The 19,023-nt window shown below is 43.5% G+C and carries 18 protein-coding genes and 2 pseudogenes; 7 read left to right on the top strand and 13 right to left on the bottom strand.

The features are described from left to right. Position 1: 1 nt before the first annotated feature. Complete coding sequence (locus VL20_RS09195) at positions 2–196, bottom strand: NAD(P)H dehydrogenase subunit NdhS (RefSeq protein WP_002759298.1); 195 nt, start codon at positions 194–196, stop codon at positions 2–4. Between the two features lie 484 nt (positions 197–680). Here VL20_RS09195 and VL20_RS09190 point away from each other — a divergent pair, with 484 nt between their 5' ends. Together VL20_RS09190 and VL20_RS09185 are read left to right on the top strand one after the other, a co-directional pair. Continuing rightward, complete coding sequence (locus VL20_RS09190; protein WP_002785531.1) at positions 681–968, top strand: BrnT family toxin; 288 nt, start codon at positions 681–683, stop codon at positions 966–968. Then, on the top strand, positions 946–1,170 hold the full coding sequence (locus VL20_RS09185; protein WP_002785537.1) for a hypothetical protein: 225 nt from the start codon (positions 946–948) through the stop codon (positions 1,168–1,170). Before VL20_RS09190 ends, VL20_RS09185 begins: the two co-directional genes overlap by 23 nt. Positions 1,171–1,351: 181 nt before the next feature. Here VL20_RS09185 and VL20_RS09180 read toward each other — a convergent pair whose 3' ends face one another. From VL20_RS09180 to tumA, 3 genes are all read right to left on the bottom strand, one after another. Beyond that, positions 1,352–1,576, bottom strand: coding sequence for a DUF2283 domain-containing protein (locus VL20_RS09180; RefSeq protein ID WP_002766959.1), 225 nt, complete (start codon positions 1,574–1,576; stop codon positions 1,352–1,354). Then, positions 1,563–1,844 carry a hypothetical protein gene (locus VL20_RS09175; protein ID WP_052276312.1) on the bottom strand — a complete coding sequence of 94 codons (282 nt, stop codon included), beginning with the start codon at positions 1,842–1,844 and terminating at the stop codon, positions 1,563–1,565. Before VL20_RS09175 ends, VL20_RS09180 begins: the two co-directional genes overlap by 14 nt. A 203-nt stretch (positions 1,845–2,047) precedes the next feature. Next, complete coding sequence (gene tumA / locus VL20_RS09170) at positions 2,048–2,278, bottom strand: antitoxin TumA (RefSeq protein ID WP_002785543.1); 231 nt, start codon at positions 2,276–2,278, stop codon at positions 2,048–2,050. 384 nt (positions 2,279–2,662) lie between these two features. Here tumA and VL20_RS09165 point away from each other — a divergent pair. Then, positions 2,663–3,159 (top strand): annotated as a pseudogene (locus VL20_RS09165) (HNH endonuclease). Here the strand turns inward: VL20_RS09165 and VL20_RS09160 are convergent. The 3 genes from VL20_RS09160 to VL20_RS09150 all read right to left on the bottom strand — a co-directional run bounded on the left by VL20_RS09160 (position 3,156) and on the right by VL20_RS09150 (position 5,087). Beyond that, a complete protein-coding gene (locus VL20_RS09160) occupies positions 3,156–3,509 on the bottom strand; it encodes a hypothetical protein (protein WP_052276311.1) in 354 nt (117 codons plus the stop codon). The pseudogene VL20_RS09165 and the gene VL20_RS09160 sit on opposite strands and share 4 nt — an antisense overlap. Before the next feature lie 85 nt (positions 3,510–3,594). Then, positions 3,595–4,707: a hydrogenase formation protein HypD gene (gene hypD, locus VL20_RS09155; protein ID WP_052276310.1), complete on the bottom strand. Its 1,113-nt coding sequence runs from the start codon at positions 4,705–4,707 to the stop codon at positions 3,595–3,597. A 116-nt stretch (positions 4,708–4,823) separates the two neighbouring features. Beyond that, positions 4,824–5,087: a HypC/HybG/HupF family hydrogenase formation chaperone gene (locus VL20_RS09150; RefSeq protein ID WP_002785547.1), complete on the bottom strand. Its 264-nt coding sequence runs from the start codon at positions 5,085–5,087 to the stop codon at positions 4,824–4,826. Between the two features lie 369 nt (positions 5,088–5,456). Between VL20_RS09150 and VL20_RS09140 the strand changes: the two genes are divergently transcribed. The 3 genes and pseudogenes from VL20_RS09140 (at position 5,457) to VL20_RS33685 (ending at position 10,815) form a co-directional block, all read left to right on the top strand. Next, positions 5,457–7,358: a transketolase C-terminal domain-containing protein gene (locus VL20_RS09140; RefSeq protein WP_052276308.1), complete on the top strand. Its 1,902-nt coding sequence runs from the start codon at positions 5,457–5,459 to the stop codon at positions 7,356–7,358. Between the two features lie 428 nt (positions 7,359–7,786). Further along, positions 7,787–10,405, top strand: coding sequence for an ATP-dependent chaperone ClpB (gene clpB / locus VL20_RS09135; protein WP_052276307.1), 2,619 nt, complete (start codon positions 7,787–7,789; stop codon positions 10,403–10,405). Positions 10,406–10,590: 185 nt separating this feature from the next. After that, positions 10,591–10,815 (top strand): annotated as a pseudogene (locus VL20_RS33685) (hypothetical protein). Here the strand turns inward: VL20_RS33685 and VL20_RS09130 are convergent. Further along, complete coding sequence (locus VL20_RS09130; protein ID WP_249264925.1) at positions 10,794–11,270, bottom strand: response regulator transcription factor; 477 nt, start codon at positions 11,268–11,270, stop codon at positions 10,794–10,796. The pseudogene VL20_RS33685 and the gene VL20_RS09130 overlap by 22 nt on opposite strands. Before the next feature lie 669 nt (positions 11,271–11,939). Then, positions 11,940–12,938, bottom strand: coding sequence for a DUF4438 domain-containing protein (locus VL20_RS09125; protein WP_052276305.1), 999 nt, complete (start codon positions 12,936–12,938; stop codon positions 11,940–11,942). 52 nt (positions 12,939–12,990) lie between these two features. Here VL20_RS09125 and VL20_RS09120 point away from each other — a divergent pair, with 52 nt between their 5' ends. Continuing rightward, the gene (locus tag VL20_RS09120; protein ID WP_052278420.1) at positions 12,991–13,623 is read left to right on the top strand and encodes a Uma2 family endonuclease; all 633 of its coding nucleotides are present in this window, start codon (positions 12,991–12,993) and stop codon (positions 13,621–13,623) included. 18 nt (positions 13,624–13,641) lie between these two features. Here VL20_RS09120 and VL20_RS09115 read toward each other — a convergent pair whose 3' ends face one another. From VL20_RS09115 to VL20_RS09100, 4 genes are all read right to left on the bottom strand, one after another. Next, positions 13,642–14,505, bottom strand: a complete 864-nt coding sequence (locus tag VL20_RS09115) for a hypothetical protein (RefSeq protein WP_052276304.1) — start codon at positions 14,503–14,505, stop codon at positions 13,642–13,644. Between the two features lie 214 nt (positions 14,506–14,719). Further along, complete coding sequence (locus VL20_RS09110) at positions 14,720–15,811, bottom strand: hypothetical protein (protein ID WP_052276303.1); 1,092 nt, start codon at positions 15,809–15,811, stop codon at positions 14,720–14,722. A 21-nt stretch (positions 15,812–15,832) separates the two neighbouring features. Further along, positions 15,833–16,780, bottom strand: coding sequence for a hypothetical protein (locus tag VL20_RS09105; protein ID WP_128575177.1), 948 nt, complete (start codon positions 16,778–16,780; stop codon positions 15,833–15,835). Between the two features lie 248 nt (positions 16,781–17,028). Beyond that, entirely contained in the window at positions 17,029–19,011 is a 1,983-nt protein-coding gene (locus VL20_RS09100) for a hypothetical protein (protein ID WP_284526063.1), read from the bottom strand. Between the last annotated feature and the right edge of the window lie 12 nt (positions 19,012–19,023).

Genomic DNA, 19,023 nt, shown 5'->3' with positions numbered 1-19,023 from the left:
GTTATTTTTTGCCTTTAGCGGGGGCAATAATTACTTCTTCCAATTCCGAGAGATTAAAGGTGACTAACTTATCCCAGTTGCCCCCCTCAAAAAGAACGGCCACTTTCCCATCGCTTAAACGCTGGGCTAAACCTTCAAATTTATAATAGGTATCATCGGGATTGGTGACTCGAACGGTACTACCTGGCAAAATCATAGGATTGACGACGAAATTATAATTACTGTCTCTTAGCTTATCAAAAATTAGTGATCAGGGAGTCGTGACTTACCCCTACCTTCTGTTATCCGTCTTAGGCAATACGTCCCTGTTCTCTACCCGATCAGGCGATCGCAATTCGTTGATCAGGCGACAATTGTTGTACTGCTTAAATAAGCTGTTCTAAAGTTAAGGGAATGGTTCTCATCGATTTTGCTTTAATAATTTATAATTTGCTCTATTTAACTCTCAACCCCAGCTACAGGCAATCGCAATAACTCCTAGGATGCGCTTTTCGATAGCGTAACGCACCAATTTAATAATGAAGTTGGTGCGTGGGGCGCGGATTGTTAATTTAGGTTTTTTATCAAAGATAATCGCCGCCTAACACACCCTATATTCTAACTCTGATACTTTGGTAGTATGACAACGACAAAATTTAAAAGTGTACCGTTTAGGGGTAGATTGAACTATAATTGAGTTTATGAACTTACAATTTGAGTGGGATAACCTTAAGGCAAAACTTAATCTCAAAAAGCATGGCATCAATTTTGAAGAAGCCAAGGCTGTTTTTCGAGATCCTCTAGCCTACATTTTTGATGATGAGTGGCATTCGGTCGGTGAAAAACGAGAAATTATTATCGGACACGATGACAAGAATCGCCTTTTAGTAGTTTGTTTTACTGAAAGAAATCAAATGATTCGTATTATCAGCGCACGTTTAACAACCAAAAAGGAACGCCAAGACTATGAAAAATACACAGGACTCTAAAACTAACCAAAATTTACAAGATGACCTACTTCCTGAATATAATTTTAATTATACTAAGGCTCATCCTAATCGTTTTACTTCTCAGGTAAATGAGACAAAAATAACTGTCACTTTAGAATCAGATGTCGCTAAAGTTTTCAAAAATTCTGAAGATGTAAACAAAGCACTTAGAGCTATCCTATCCGCTATTCCTGAAAAATAAGTTAAGAGTAATCTTGTAGGGTGCGAAGCGCGAAAGCGTAACGCACCAATTTAATGATGAAGTTGATGTGTGGGGTGCGGATTGTTAATTTGAGTTTTTTATCGGGGATTATCGCCGCAAACACGCACCCTACAAGATCGGCGTACTGCTAGGCAGTGCCTTCGGCATCGCACTCAATAAGTCATTGGGGGGACAAATTTAATATTTTTCCTTGGGTTGACTCTAAAATTGAATCTCGGATAAAAGAACTAGCATTAGTAATCTCTAGGCCAATTAATTCTCCTAAATCATTAAGTTCAGCCGTAATATTTGGATTAATTTCTACACTGTTAGCTTCTGGTTCATCAGAAATAGTTAAATGAAGAATGTCTTCTTGTTCAAAGTATCTCATTTTAGGTTTGCTCATGGATAGTATATCTCCCAGTTGTTAGGCGAAATCGAATTTGTTGGCGTGTTGTCGCATGAATGGTGACAGGAGTTATAAAATTATCATCGTATTCATAAGGAATAATTACTAAACTATTATCATGCTTGCCTAAGGCAATAAGACGACCCGTTTCAGTATCGTAGTACCTTTCTCCAGAGTATTTGAGAATCTCTTCTATTTTGGCAAGTTCAAATCCTCTCAGTTTGGCTCGATATTGTAAGTAATCCGACCAGATAATATTCGGCATTATGAGCAGACTTTGCTAATTATCTGTTATCTATTTTAATCTAAATTCTCCTTCCCAAACCCCCAACACCGTAACCAACCGAAACCATAACCTTAAGGGTGGTGCGTTCCCGAATATCAAATCATGTCGCAGTCGCAAAGGTTTCAGGGAACGCACCCTACCAGATCGGCGATCGCAATTGATTGAGGTAATCAGATAAAAGTTTAAGCAGCATGATTTAATATTTGTTCTAATTCTTGACGCAAAGCAAGGTAATGACGATAATCGTTTGCCCATTCTATAAAGATTATATCATCTGACAATATTCCCTGATTGTATTCGTTATAAAAATCTTCGGAATCCATTTTATGTTGGTTTTCATAGACGCTAAGCCGCTTGGCAACGGCAATCAAAGCATCTAAAGAAGATGTATATTGAATGGTCTGTTTACGCATTTTTCTTTGACTCCAAAATAATGATATTTTGATTATAAACGATCGCGCTCAAACAAAAACATCAATCGTAGTGGACTGTTTCAGCTAAAATAGGGCAATAGATTTCGGCTTAAAGTCTTAGATTATAGAATTTATAGCATTTTTCTAATACACCAAATTAGCTGAAACAGTCCAGTAGGGTGGATTAGCCAAAGCGTAACGCACCAATTTGATGATAAGGTTGGTGCGTGGGGCGCGGATTATTAATTTTAGTTTTTCATCAGAAATTATCGCCGCAAACACGCACCCTACCAGATCTATACTCAACGGATTTAGTGTAATAGGTTCCAATCCCAGTTATCTGTGTTACCATTCGGGGTAAATTCAAGCGATCTCCAGACACCTATGAGCAAGGTTCTCGTGTTGAATGCCTCCTACGAACCGCTAAATATTACCAGTTGGCGGCGCGCGATCGTTTTATTGTTGAAAGGAAAAGCTGAATCCCTAGAACATAACGGAAAAGTGGTTTGTCGTGACTTACCCTTGCCTTCTGTTATCCGTCTTAGGCAATACGTCCGTGTTCCCTACAAGGAAATTCCTTTAACCCGTCGTAATATTCTCGAACGAGATCATCACACCTGTCAATACTGTCTCTACCGAGGTGAACAATTAACCATCGATCATGTGATTCCCCGTTCTCGCGGGGGGGTGATACCTGGGAGAATTTAGTGGCGGCTTGTGTGCGTTGTAATGTGCATAAGGGCAATCGTACACCAAAAGAGGCCAATATGTCCCTACGCGCCCAGCCACGTCGTCCCTACAGCAGTCTCCACTTTGAGCTATTAAAGCACACCAGGGGGAATCACAATCACGAATGGCGTAAATATGTCATCGGTATTTAGGGTGAAAAAGGCATGGTGAAACCAAGACCAAAATTGATTCCCATGCCATTATTATTAGTCTGGGTGCGAGGATTGGCAACTCCCGTGCCTAGATAAACCGCACAACCAGGACAGGGGGTATTGACTCGGTAGCGCACCGCCATGGGATCATTGGGATCGGTGATAGTTACTCCCTGATGGTTTAAATCTTTAATTAGATTGGTGACGGGTTTGAAAAAATCGGCGCTGGGGGGTTGACTTGGTTGCAGTTCTAGGGTTTGTTCTTGGGAAGCAAGAACGATTTCCGAAGCGATAATTAGCAGTAGAGAGGTGGTTAAGCCAAATAAACCCAGATTATTTTTGATCTTCATTTTTTTATCATCGAGAGATTGTTAATTTTTTCTCTGAAAATTCTAGCGTTTCCTCGCGGGAAAGGAAACTAATCAGTAAAAAAATTTACCGATGTCTGCCATACTTATAATAAGCGGCACAAGCACCTTCACTAGAAACCATACAAGTACCGATGGGATGTTCGGGAGTACAAGCAGTACCAAATACTTTACATTCCCAGGGTTTTAAAACACCTTTAAGAATTTCGCCACACTGACAAGCTTTGTGATCTTTAACGCGCTGATTGGGTAAAGTAAATTTCTTCTCCGCGTCAAAATTACTGTACTCATCTCGCAGTTTTAACCCTCCTTGAGCAATTTCTCCTAAACCTCGCCATTCAAACTGATCCCGCAGTTCAAAAACTTGCTTGATTGCCGATAAAGCGACTCTATTTCCTTGATTTTGTACCACTCGATCATACTGATTTTCGATCTCACATCTCTGCTCATCTAATTGTTTTAATACCATCCAAATTGATTGGAGAATATCCAAGGGTTCAAACCCAGAAACTACCACAGGTTTATGATATTCTTGGGCAATAACTTGATAGGGTTCTGTGCCAATTACCATGCTGACATGACCGGGACCAACAAAACCGTCTAACTGTAAATCTGGGTTATCTAACAAAGCTTTCAGAGCGGGAATAATCACCACATGATTAGAAAATAAACTAAAATTAGTGATGCCATCTCTTTGCGCTTCTAAAATAGTTAAAGCGGTACTAGGAACGGTTGTTTCAAAACCTAATGCTAAAAATATTACTTCTTTATCGAGATTTTCTCTGGCAATTTTTAAGGCATCGCGAGGAGAATAAACCATGCGAATATCATCACCTTTTGCTCGCGCTTGCAGCAGACTAAAATGGGAACCAGGGACACGCATAGTATCGCCAAAAGTTGTCAGAATTACGTTCGGTTGTTGTGCGAGAAAAATGGCATCATCTAAACGACCTCGCGGCATCACACAAACGGGACATCCAGGACCATGAATTAATTCGATAGTTTCCGGAAGTATTGCCTCGATACCGTATCTAAAAATTGAGTGGGTATGACCTCCACAAACCTCCATAATTTTAGTAACTTTTTCCCGCTTTTCAGAGATTCTTATCGATAATTGTTCAATTTGTTGAATTAATCCCGACGCTTTAACTGGATCACGAAATTCATCAACGTATTTCATAGTTTATCTCCTTTAATTATCATTTTTAGCTGTCGGTCGTCAGTAATAATTGCCGTAATTTACATTTCTTAGAGATAGACAACAGCATTAATTTATGGGTGACTACTTTAAGAACATTAATTATGATTAAATTCTGCCTCTAATTCTGCTAATTGTGTTAATAAACTTAAGGTTTCTTGCGCCTCATCTTCATCGATTCGATTCATGGCAAAACCCACATGAACTAATACCCAATCCCCTACACAAGTATTAGCAGGATGGTCTTCATCAACAATACAAGTAATATTTACTTCTCTTTTTACACCCCCCACATCGACGAGAGCGAGATGATGGTTTTCATCAATAATTGCTGTAATTTGTCCCGGTATGCCTAAACACATAGTTTTTACCTTAAAAAATCTAGTTTTTGCTAATTATGCGCTGATTTTTGGGCTAGAGGTTGCAGTAATATCAACCGAGAATCAGGTCATACTTCATCCCTGTGAGAAACGCTATACAGTCAAAGGTTATCCTTTTTACTTGGTCTTAGCTGCCATTCTGGACTATTGCCCTCAAGAACAGCTTTTTTTCCCGTATCTTTTTTAAGATTTCCCCCGTCCCGCACCGTGGACGCTATCCCAGCAGGGGTAAAACTTTTGTATTAGGGACTACATCAATGATAAGAAATTATTCAATCAATCGATCGGGTGACATTCTAGGCTATGATTTCCCTGACTATAGTTATTTCTCTACATTAAGGAAAATCTACGATGACAACCTTTCCCATCGATTTGAGCGCCTATAAACCCATCAGTCTCGACCCCAGTAACCCCACCCTCACCGACGACCAAAGAAGCGCCCTAAAAGCCAATATCCAACTCTGTCGCGATGCTATCATCTTTTTTACTGCCACGGGTGCAGCCCGGGGTGTGGGTGGACACACCGGCGGCCCCTACGATACCGTCCCGGAAGTGGTGATTCTCGATGCTCTTTTCCGCAGTCAACCTAGTCAATTTGTACCAATTTTCTTCGATGAAGCGGGACACCGCGTCGGTACTCAATATCTCATGTCTGCGTTAGAAGGTTCTTTACCCCCAGAACAATTAATGCACTACCGCGAGGCCAATTCTAAACTCCCCGGACACCCGGAATTAGGATTAACCCCCGGTGTCAAATTTAGTTCTGGCCGTTTAGGACATATGTGGCCCTACGTTAACGGTGTCGCTTTAGCTAACCCCGGAAAAACCGTTTTTTGTTTAGGTTCCGATGGTTCTCAACAGGAAGGCAATGACGCGGAAGCTGCCCGTTTAGCCGTAGCTCAACACATCAATGTTAAGCTAATTATTGATGATAATGATGTGACGATTGCCGGTAATCCCTCCAAATATTTACCCGGTTATGATGTGGCCAAAACTCTCGTTGGCCATGGTCTAAAAGTGTTAGTGGGAGATGGGGAAGATATCGATAGTTTGTATCGCAATATCTGTGAAGCAATTAATACTCCGGGCCCGATTGCGATTATTAATAAACGTCCCATGTGTCCCGGAATTGAAGGTTTAGAAGGTTCTAACCACGGTCATGATGTGATTTCTGTCCCCTTGGCTTTAAAATATTTAGAGGCAAAAGGACACAGCACCGCCGTGGAATATCTCAACAGTATTAAGAAGCCTTCTAATGACTATAAATTCCTCGGTTCTGGGGATAAATGGGGTTCTAACCGCAACGTTTTCGGCGAAGCTGTAGTCAGTCTTTTAGGCAAAATGAGCGAGGAAGAACGCAAGGCTAAGGTATTAGTAGTAGATAGCGATTTAGAGGGTTCCTGCGGTCTAAAAATTATCCACGATAAACATCCCGAAGTGTTTATTCCTTCCGGTATTATGGAACGGGGCAATCTTTCGGCGGCCGCTGGTTTTGGTATGGAGAAAGGTAAACAGGGAATTTTCGCTACTTTTGCCGCTTTTCTAGAAATGTGTATTTCTGAAATCACCATGGCCCGCTTGAATTATTCTAATCTTTTATGTCATTTTTCCCATTCCGGTATCGATGACATGGCGGATAATACCTGTCACTTTGGTTTGAATAATTTCTTTGCCGATAATGGACTCGATGACGGTTACGAAACCCGTCTTTATTTCCCGGCCGATGCGGCACAAATGACCGCTTGTGTCGAGGCAACTTTCCATCAACCCGGTTTACGTTTTATCTTCTCGACTCGTTCTAAAACTCCCAATATTCTTGATACTAAAGGCAATAATTTCTTTGGCGATGGTTACACCTTTGTCCCCGGAAAAGATGAAGTAATTCGGGAAGGCACTGCCGGTTATATCATCAGCTTTGGCGATGGTTTATACCGCGCTTTAGATGCAGTGGAACGTCTAAAACAAGAAGGGATCGACGTGGGTTTAATTAATAAACCGACTCTCAATGGGGTGGATGAAGAAATTATCGCTAAAGTTGGTAGTTCTCCCTTTGTTTTAGTGGTAGAAGCATTTAACCGTCGCACGGGTTTAGGTAGCCGTTATGGTTCTTGGTTACTCGAACGCGGTTTAACTCCTAAATACGCCTATATCGGTACTCACCACGAAGGTTGTGGCGGTTTATGGGAACAGTTCCCCCACCAAGGTATTGACCCAGTTGGTATCATCAGTAAAGTTAAATCTTTAATCGCTTAGATAGTATTTTAGGGGGGAATTAATCAGTTATCAGTTATCAGTAATCAGTTATCAGTGAACATCTTTAATAATTAAGTAGGTAGGTGTTAAAAATTATTAGACACCCCCCTTATCAAGGGGGGCAGGGGGGATCCCCCCGCCTATCAGCACCCCCCTTATCAAGGGGGGCAGGGGGGATCGAACCTAAAATTCATTTTTAATTTAATTATAACCAGCTACTTAAGATTTTAGCTTGGTTGAGAATCCGAGCATTTGTACTAAAATTTCCCAGACGCAGTTTAAATCCCTGACAGCTTATCAACTTTAGCGGCTTAAATCGCACAGTTGAGGGGAAATCCCCCTGAACTAGGTACGGTAAGCCCCTAGAAGCCAACAAACCGGTCAATCTAGAATAATCTCTAGGGTATAAAAGTAATCTCTTATAGAAAATGCAGCCAACCAATCCACAACAATTTACAGAAAAAGCTTGGGAGGCAATCGTCAAAACGCCGGACATTGCCAAACAGAACAGCCAGCAACAAATCGAAAGCGAACATCTAATGAAAGCCCTTCTTGAACAGGAGGGATTAGCGGGCAGTGTCTTTAGTAAAGCTAATATTAGTCTAGCCCGTTTGCGGGATCGAACCGATGACTTTATCCGTCGTCAACCGAAAATCTCTAACCCCGGCGACTCGATTTATTTAGGTCGTAGTTTAGATAGTTTACTCGATCGAGCGGAAAATTATCGTCGAGAATTTGGAGATGACTTTATCTCGATCGAGCATTTGATTTTAGGTTACGCTAAAGATGATCGCTTCGGTAAAAATATTTTTCAAGAATTCGGACTTACCGAAAGCAAACTCAAAGAAATTATTCAACAAGTCAGAGGTAGTCAAAAAGTGACCGATCAGAATCCAGAAGGCAAATATGAAGCCCTAGAAAAATACGGGCGAGATCTCACCCAATTGGCACGAGAAGGTAAATTAGACCCCGTAATTGGACGGGATGACGAAATCCGTCGCACCATTCAGATTCTCTCTCGCAGAACTAAAAATAACCCAGTTTTAATCGGGGAACCGGGAGTAGGAAAAACAGCCATTGTCGAAGGATTAGCCCAGCGTATTATTAACCGCGATGTGCCAGAATCTCTGTTAGATCGGACTCTCATTTCTCTCGATTTAGGTGGCTTAATTGCGGGAGCAAAATATCGCGGGGAATTTGAGGAAAGATTAAAAGCTGTCCTCAAGGAAGTCACCGATTCCCAAGGCAATATCATCATGTTTATTGATGAAATTCATACCGTTGTCGGTGCGGGAGCCACTCAAGGGGCAATGGATGCGGGCAATTTATTAAAACCAATGTTAGCCCGGGGTGAATTGCGTTGTATTGGGGCCACTACCCTCGATGAATACCGCAAATATATCGAAAAAGATGCGGCATTAGAAAGACGCTTCCAAGAGGTTTTAGTAGATGAACCAAATGTGGTCGATACTATTTCGATTCTTCGCGGTCTTAAAGAACGTTATGAGGTGCATCATGGGGTAAAAATTGCCGATAATGCTTTAGTAGCAGCGGCACTGCTTTCTAATCGTTATATTAGCGATCGCTTTTTGCCCGATAAGGCCATTGATTTAGTTGATGAAGCGGCAGCCAAATTGAAGATGGAAATCACTTCTAAACCAGAAGAACTCGATGAAATTGATCGCAAAATTCTCCAGTTAGAAATGGAAAAACTTTCCCTACAACGGGAATACGATCCAGCTTCGCGAGAACGGTTAGAAAAGTTAGAAAAAGAACTAGCTAACCTCAAGGAAGAACAATCGGGATTAAATGCCCAATGGCAAGGGGAAAAAGAGATTATCGATAAAGTTCGTGGGGTTAAAGAAGCGATCGAACAAGTTAATCTGGAAATTCAACAGGCCGAACGAGATTATGATTATAATCGTGCCGCCGAATTAAAGTTCGGAAAATTAACCGATCTGCAGCGGCAAATGTCCGCCCTAGAAACTCAATTGGCCGACAAACAAACCACCGGTAAAAGTTTATTAAGGGAAGAAGTTCTCGAATCGGATATCGCCGAAATTATCTCGAAATGGACGGGAATTCCTCTCAATAAATTGATCGAATCGGAAAAAGAAAAACTCCTCAATCTGGAAGAGGAATTACACGAAAGTGTCATCGGTCAAGAGGAAGCAGTCACAGCCGTGGCCGAAGCGATTCAACGTTCCCGCGCCGGTTTATCGGATCCCAACCGTCCCACGGCCAGCTTTATTTTCCTCGGTCCGACGGGGGTTGGTAAGACAGAATTGGCGAAAGCTTTAGCGCGCAATCTCTTTGACACGGAAGAGGCTCTAGTTCGCATCGATATGTCGGAATACATGGAAAAACACAGCGTTTCCCGTCTCATGGGTGCGCCTCCGGGATACGTCGGCTACGATGAAGGGGGACAACTAACCGAGGCAATCCGGCGTCGTCCCTACTCTGTCATCCTCTTTGATGAGATTGAAAAAGCCCATCCCGACGTTTTTAACGTTATGTTACAAATCCTTGACGATGGGCGCTTAACCGACTCTCAAGGTCATCTGGTTGATTTTAAAAATACCATCATTATTATGACCAGTAATATCGGTTCTCAATACATTTTAGACGTGGCTGGTGATGAGTCTCGTTACGAGGAAATGCAGGCGCGGGTGATGGAAGCAATGCGGAATAGTTTCCGTCCCGAATTCCTCAATCGTATCGATGAAACGATTATTTTCCATAGTTTACAAAAAGCGCAACTGCGATCGATTGTCAAACTACAGACAGCCAATCTCAGCGATCGCTTGATGGAACAAAAATTAGCCCTGAAACTTGCCGATATTGCTCTCGATTATCTAGCAGAAATTGGTCACGATCCAGTGTACGGTGCGCGACCCTTAAAACGGGCAGTACAAAGATATGTGGAAACTCCGATCGCTAAGGCAATTCTGCGCGGCGAGTTCAAAGGGGGAGACACGATTTTTGTCGATGTGGCCGATGAAAGATTGACCTTTAAACGGTTAGCTTCCCCGGTAGTAACTGCTTAATTAGCAAGGGTGGGCAATGCTCACCCTTTGATTATTTCGGGTTTACCGAAAAAGTTTTTCGTGCAGTCAGGAGTCGGTCGGCGGTCGTCAATACCACATTCGGTTATACTTCATCTTGATCGGAAAGGCTGTATCAGTTATCAGTTCACTGATCACTGAAAAAAAGCGGCTCTTCGGTTTGTGTTATGCAATGGACGGGGGTTATAAGGGATGGAACCCTTATAGAGAAAGGCATTTAGCGATTTTTGTCAATTGTTTTTTATCTAGAGCGAACTAATCAATTAAGTCTCTTGCCAGATAAGGATTTAGTCGATTTATGCCCCCCTATCGAACCATACCAAGTAACGAAGAACCAAAAAAGCTTCCCACTCTCCTATAAACTAGCTAATCAAATAGTTGCTAATTCCTGAACATCGAAATCTGATTGCAACAGTTGAATGAGAGAGGCACAACGATAGACCATAGCGGCACGACTATCTACCCCTAATTTGGCAAAAATTCGCCGTAAATAGGTAGCAACAGTCCATTCACTAATATGTAAGCGATGGGCTATCTGTTTGTTAGCTTGTCCCAGGGCCACTAGGGTGGCGATTTGTAGTTCTCTTTCCGAGAGAAGTTGGGCGATTTCTTGGGCGGAAGATTTAATTTGACTGGATACATCGAGAATAATAAAACATTGACCGTTGACTTCAAATTGATCCACCTCAACAAAAGATTTTTTTAATTCTTTTAAATAATTTTTTTTCTGATCTTCCTTTAGATAGATGATACAGTAGTGATGATCGTGCTTATAAATTTCTGAAACTACTTGATAGGACACATCGGTGAACAAAGAGCCAAGGTTTTGCTGATGCTGGTTATTCATTGTCTTTTCTCTCCTAACTTGTTTTCTGACTAAATAAAAGCTTCGTCTATCTGGAAAATAGGAAACAATCAATAAAAGTAGGTGCAAGACGGTCTTGTCAAGATTACAGTAATATATTTCTGCCCATAATTGGGCTAATCTTAACATTTAATTTGGGAATATAGATTAGGGTAAAAATCGGGGTGGCTCTTCGGTTTTTGTTATGCAATGGACGGGTTTTATAAGGGATGGAAACCTTATATAGAAAGGCATTTAGCGATTTTTATCAATTGTTTTTTATCTAGAGCGAACTAATCAATTAAGTCTCTTGCCAGATAATGATTTAGTCGATTTATGCACCCCTATCGAACCATACCAAGTAACGAAGAACCATCGAGGTTTTAATCAAGACGAAGCTCGATCATTGTAAAATTTTCCAGAAAAACTTGCCAATAAATTAGAAAAACTTAACAATAATTGAGTTTCTAGCTCAACCATAAAAAACTAAGAGTAAACCTCTTGCATAATTAATTTTTGAGGATTCAAAAACGGCAAAAACAAGGATTAAATTACATAAAATCTGGAAATAGACCGTTTAATTGATTATTATTCATTCTTAATTCTCCTGACTACTGACTACTGACTCCTGACTCCTAACCCTAACAACAATTTTTGATTTTTACAAGAGGTCTAGTGACTAACAGAAACTTCCCTAGACCGAGGAGTAATTCCGGAAGGATTGACCAGAGGAGAATAGACTTGAGCGGGGGGTAGCGATCGCAAATTAAACAGAGCGGCAAAATTAGCCCCGCCATCATAGAGAGGTTGTAAACGTTGGCAGGAACCTGTTAGTAAAGGCATAACCCCGGGACCATGACCACTGACCGTACTATCGCCATGGACGATAATCCCGAAAGTAATCCGACCTTGACGGTAACTAGGACCGTGACGGGTATCCGCCGAGCCAATGGCAACCAAATCGCCGAATCGAAGAGTATCGAGACGATAGCGACGGCGAAGTTGCGGATCAAATAGCTGGATATCGTAATCACCGCGCCAGACCGTATTTTTGCCTAATCCCGAACCCATAGCGGCAGCAGGGACAAAATGAGTCACGGGGACCTGTAAACCGCGATCACCCGGAATTAAACCCCAACGCCGCAGGAAATCGGGGGAACAGTTAAATAAACGCAGATCGGGATAGTCTAATAATTTTAACCCCAAACCATAACTATAGATTTGCACTCGATCGCCGATCCGTAAGCGACGCAAAACCGCAGGGGGAAAATCTACCAAAACGTGGTCTACTCCCCCATGTTTTCCCGTCACCAGACCCGATTGACCCGTGGCAGGACCGGTAATCACCCTAGCGCGATTGCCCAGACAAGCATAGGTAATCAGGGCGAGATTGGGGCCGCGACGACTGCCGATAATTTCCCGACTATTATTATGGAGAGCCACCCCCGGCTCAATATGATCCCCCATTAAACCCACACAGCGATCGCCAACCCGTTGATTGAGGACAATTCCCCCGGTGGCCGGAAGGATTCGGGGTATGCCATCATGACCGATGCGATAGGGATTAGCCTGACCGACCGGATGGGCAATTTGACCGGCAACGGCCACCATTACTAAGTCTGGTTGGTTAATACGGAGGGAATTGGCACTATCTGGTCGTGAATTATTCATATATCAGTTATCAGTATTCTAAAATGGAAGCATGGGATTTTTGCTTGAATCTATGACTGCAACACTGCTCGCACCACCGGCTGAAATAATTCACCTGTCCGGGATTAGCTGGGAAACCTACGAAACGCTGCTAGAAGAAATGAGCGATCGCCGTCTGCGGCTGACCTACAATCGTGGCAATTTAGAAATCATGGCTCCTTCCCCAGAACACGAATTTAGTAAAACCCTCATCGGTCGCTTTGTCGAAACCCTAGCGGAAGAATCAGCAGTCCCGATTTATCCCCTTGGTTCTACCACCTTTAAACGCCCTAAATTGAGTGGTGCAGAACCGGATGAATGCTTTTACATTGATAATATTGAGGCGGTTCGGGGGAAAAAGCGACTGGACTTAAATGAAGACCCTGCACCAGATTTAGTCATAGAAATTGATGTCACCAGCAGTTCTCAAAATCGCCTTCAGGTTTATGCAGATTTAGGCGTGGCAGAGGTTTGGGTTTATAATGGGGAATCTCTGGTCATCCAACAATTACAAAATGGCACTTATATTACCTCCCCAACAAGTCAATTTTTTCCTAATTTACCCATCTTAGAAATTGCTATATTTTTACAACAAGCTGGCCAGACAGATTACCTAGAGTTAGTAAAAGCATTTCGGAATTGGGTAAGAAGTCAGTTGGAAAAATAAAAGGAAGGTTTTTCAACGTTAAATCTCATACCAAAATCCCCTTGCACCCTGCCAAAAATCAATTTTTTCTCCCCTAGTTTCTGACCAGTCTTCTAATTCCAATTCGCTCGCAGAAATATCTTCGGACCAACTGGGAGGAGGATCGATCCTGATTGCTTCCGGAACTACTAAATGCAGAACCACTGGGTGGAATCCCATCCAGAGCAATTTGGAGACTCCAGACTGGATGAATAACTGGCGTAATTGTTCCCGTTCCAAAGCAGCGATCGCATCTTGTTGGTCAATTTCCTGACAGTTGATGCCCCAACTCTCCAAGGTAGAACAGATTACTGGGGGTAAGTTGCGGGCCCGATCTTCCGGGGAGCGATGGGTTAGGATAAAGGCCGACCCCAAGGCGGCACTCAAAGCGATCGCATCTCGGAAAGCATAGCCGAGCAGATCGGTGTGAATTTGTCTATCTAAACTGCGGGCTAACCATTCCCAACGACTGACTAAACTGCTGTCGGTTTCTTTGGGCAAAAGGGATTCACCAAGCCCATCGCCGATCCAAAATAGATGATGATTACCTAAATCCGTCTCTAGTCGCAGTCTTTCCCATTCCCGCAAAGTGCGACGGGTTTGAGAAGAAAGTTCCGGAGTAAGAAGGGATGGGCAATTGCCCTTCTCTGGGGACGCTTCTAGCCAAGGCCGCCAGCGATCGAAAACATCGCTATTATCAATTAGATGCCAAAATTCTCGCGCTATCCATAATTCGAGAAATCGTCCTAATTGTTTGACCAGGAGCAGACCATAATCCGATAAGGCCAGGTTGGGATCGAGGACACAAGACCAACGGCGTTGATTGAGGTTAATGGAGAAATCGGGCAAAAGAGCGGCACTCATCGGGACACCTCTAAAATAAGGGAGCATCTCACCTTTGCAATGAGCATAAATACTTAGTAGAAAAATAGGCTTTTCGAGGGTAATTCTTGTTTTAATTCTCCATGTACGCGGTCTTTAAAAGCCTCTATTTCGTTCCAAGACACGATTAAGAGTGGCTTTTAGGCTAAGTATAATTACTCATCGCGTAAGTGAGATGCTCCCTAAAATAATAGCGTTACACCCCAGCAGACCCCGAACCGATAACACTGCGTAGCGCCGGAGTTACCCCCTGAAAAGCCCGGCCTTCGGGAGTCATGCGATAGGCAGCTAACCAAGCTTCCGAATGGGGACCCATGGGTCTGAGTTCCGATTGGAATAAAATCGGGTCAAGGGCAGTTTTAAAGTCGTTATCGGCGACAAATTGCAGAATCCGACGACCGCTTTCCGCCATTTTTGCCCGTTGGGAAGGTTCGGCAATACCCCCCAGATAGCGATTGGAGACGATTTCGATCACATCCCATTTGGTATTAGCATCGAAGGCTTTTTTGATATCGGCTGCATCCAAAAGGTTGAGAACCGTATTGAGATAATGTCCCGTTTCCATCGTCAGGGCCAAAATGTTACCGTAGGTGGAGCGATCGAGAGCATAGCGCAGATCCAAGCCGATGCGTTGAACCGTGCCGATACTGCCAAAGGGTCGCTGTTCAATGAGAGTGCCACCGCGAATTACTTCCCCGATCAATAAATCCCGGAAATATTGGGCAACGGCCACCATAAACCCGACTAATTGCCGGTGAAAATTGCGGTTAATGATCGCCCCCGAAGCTGGTTGGGCATTACCGTAGTTAAAGGCGCGACGATAGGCCATCATCCGATCGCGGATCGTATAGCGCAAAGGTTTCCATTTGTCAAGTAAATATAGACCTCGCGCCCCCGGTCCCCGTTGAATCCGCATCCGTCCCTCTCTAAACAGACGCTGCAGCACTTGGATGACTTGAAAAACTTTCATCCGTTCGTGTTGGTAGATATAGTACAGTTCGGCGGCGGCGTGGAGTTGACTAGGAACGACGGAATCATCGAAATCTGGCTGGATATAGGGATAGGAAACGTTCTCGAAGGGAATCGGTCCTTTGGGTCCAAATCCCATTAAATCGAGGAAACTATCGGGACTACTGGAACCGTCGGCCGCCCCCTTGAGTAGTTCACCGAAACGGTCTTCGAGTTGCTGTTCGTACTGTTGGCGCTCTTCCGGTGGCATCGCTCCTAATTGATCTCTCAAAAAGGTTGCCCACAAGCGTTGAATGGTTTCTGTGGTGTTGTAGGTCATGGTTGGATTCCTTGCGGCGATTTAACTATTTGAGGCAAAATATTGAAGGATTAATTGACGTAATTGCTGGAGTTGGATCAGGCGCTGGTAGCGCAGGGCGAGCTTACTGTTCCCCAAGGGTTCTGAGGCACTCCTGGCCAGATCTTCATTGAACAAATCTGGATGCTCGGCTAATTTGTTTTGCAGGACTTCCAGTTGTCTTTCTAGACGATCTAAATTGGCAACGTCCAGATCTTCTTGTGTCAAGCTGGCTTCAACTTGACTGAGTTCGTGAAGTAAGGGCAGGGCTGGCGCTAGGTTTTCCTCTGTCAGTTGCTCCTCTAAAGAAGTAGGAAATAATTCTAGCGGTGGTGGTGCTGGGGGAGCGGCTTGTTGTCCGGCTTCAGGGGATTTAACCTCAAAAGAACCCAACAGTTCCATACACAAATCCTCGATCTTTAAAGCACAATCCATCCATTTTTGTTCTCCTTCCTCTTCCTCTTGTAGAGTTGGTTCACCTAAAGATTCTGCTCTTAAACCGATAGACTCTACAGGCGTTTCAAAGATAGATGTAAATCGCTTTTCAAGTTCATTTTTTCCACTGTATCCCTTCATTGCTTGATCCCATAATTTCGATTGCCGCATATTGTTCATCAAACAACCCATCCTGTCTCGTTTATTGCGACACAGCCACCACCAGATAAAGATATTGAGGTTAATGAGGAGTATGTAGACAGAGATATTGATGGAAATGTTTGGAGCAGGTACTTTCACAGATAGCTGCAAATTGTTAATAGCATTGGCGATATCTGCTAATCCAGCTGTTGTCATATTTGCGGAATTTGTGTTGTTTCCTGCTTCCTCGCCAACACTTAGTGCTAGTTTTGCATCAGCAAGGCTCAGAATTGCCTCAGTAATGCCTTGAATCCTCTTGTGAATTACTGTGTTAGGTTCTGGTATAGTTTCTCTTTTCGTACTAGGTGTCATCATCCGTACTCTCCTGCTTAAAAACTCTAAGTTTATGGGTTCTTCGTTACTTGGTATGGTTCGATAGGGGGGCATAAATCGACTAAATCCTTATCTGGCAAGAGACTTAATTGATTAGTTCGCTCTAGATAAAAAACAATTGACAAAAATCGCTAAATGCCTTTCTCTATAAGGGTTCCATCCCTTATAACCCCCGTCCATTGCATAACACAAACCGAAGAGCCAGTTTATGAATCGGTGATCAATAATTGTCATGGCTCAGTTAATGGATTGTCATTAACTAAATCATCAAAATCTTCAGCAAGATTTTGGGCTGACTCGCCTAGTTTAGGACTGAGCTTATCAGCAACAATCTTCAGGCTTTCTTCGTAGTTACCTGGTAACTCAAATTTAACTTCAAGATCGATTTGGCTATCATTTTCGGTTTTCCCTAAAGCTCTCTGTAAAGCTCGATTAATTAGGCTGTTCATGACATTAAATACTCCTGATACTGAGTGTTTATTGTTTGAATTATTCCATCGAACATTCCTAAATGGTATGCACGACGGAGCCATCGTTTGCACCAGATTTTCCCAACGACCTTCCATGTCTTTTTGAACTTGTAATTCTTGGCAAACTAAGTCTCTGATTGTTTTGTCATTTTCAGGAAGTGCTAGTAGTACCCTCGTGTCAGCGGGTTCAGGGTTTCCAGAAGAAACATAAAGATCCTTGCGAATCTGCAAACAACTTTGATAAATGAGATGATTGAGGTACTGTTGGGAATTACCCTGTTCGCCAGGTAATAAAACTTCGGAACCTGTAGTATCATTTTCTAGGAGACAGCGACCTCGCTCAAGGTTTGCTTCCCCTTTAGGCTGATTAGGAAATAGGAAAACATCCACGATGTAGCTATAGGCAACTGCCCGTTTTTCTGGCGATTTCTTCAGAGGATCGTTAGTATCTTGCGTCCCCACAGCATAGAGGTCGATCGCGCGATCGAGATCGTAAAGAATTTTATCGAGAACAATTTGGCAGAGAACTGTTTTAGAAGTACAGCCACATTGCAAATAGCAGTCCAGTTTATCCGCAAGCTGATTGCGCTCAATGATCAGCCGTAGCAGCCTTTCTTCAGCTTCATCAAAGGCGGACATCCCATACAGGCCATAGAACAAAATCGGCGGTCGGGCAATCCGCAGCAACCGGAATCCACCGGATGGCTCGAAACCATCCACAAAAAGCTGCAAAGCTTCCAGAAAAGCAGTCAGAGGTGGAGCAGCAGGATAGATCAAGTTCTTACCAACGATGACTAGGCGCCGCAGGCGTTCGACATCCAACTGTGCTGTTGCCCCTAATTGGCGCAAACCCGCGACACTACCCTGACCAGACCTTTGAATGAGCGCATCCATGACGCGACTTAACTCGCCTTCAACCAGGAGAGCGCGAAGATCGCCTTGTCCCTGTTCTTCCAACCGTTGGAAAAGCTGGCGGTAGGCATCGATCCCTCTGGGCCATTCGTTGGGAGCATAAGCCTCTTGAGTTGCCCCGACTAAATTCCGCAGGGCATAGATAACAGCATCCCGGCGCACTTGTAACTCGCTATAGGGAGCCTGTAAGAGATAACGACCGCCGAAGCCGACATTAGAGAGTGCTTCACCCATCATCACAAATAAGACGGAAGCCACTTCATCCAAACTCTGAGCGAACTTGCGATAGATGAGGCTCATGGTAGGAGTCAGCGCCCCAACCAGCCGCGCCAGGCGAGCATAATCCCCCAAGGTGCGACGGATGCCGAAGGTTTTATCCCGCTGTCTGGGATCGAGGGCAAAACGAGCCGAATTCACCCCTTCCTGAATGGCAGAACGAACTGCCATCGCCCAGCCTTCCAATTCTGGGGTCACGTCCTTGAGGATGGAGTTGGTGGTCAGTTCCCGCAAATCCCGCTCCACATCATTGATCGCTTGCTGCATTTCTGCATCGGAGGATGTGGGGGCTTGCTGCAAGGCCATCGGTGTACCAGAAGCCAAAAGAAAGGGAACTCCCTCCGCCTCCTTGTTGATGGCTAATGCTCTAGGATTGTTTTTATAGCGGTTTAGTAATGCCTCTGCTATCTGTTTGGCATCATTGGGATCGCTGACTTTTAATTCTCGCCGCAGAAGATTATCCAACGCCATACGAGAACTACTGTTCGCCATCAGGCCATTATTTTTGGCCATGGCACTACTATAATTAAACGGATTGCCAGATGAAGTGTTCATAATTTATCAGGG

Origin of the sequence: Microcystis panniformis FACHB-1757, from assembly GCF_001264245.1 — a bacterium.
GTDB classification, from domain to species: domain Bacteria; phylum Cyanobacteriota; class Cyanobacteriia; order Cyanobacteriales; family Microcystaceae; genus Microcystis; species Microcystis panniformis.
This window is presented reverse-complemented; position numbering and strand designations above follow the sequence as displayed.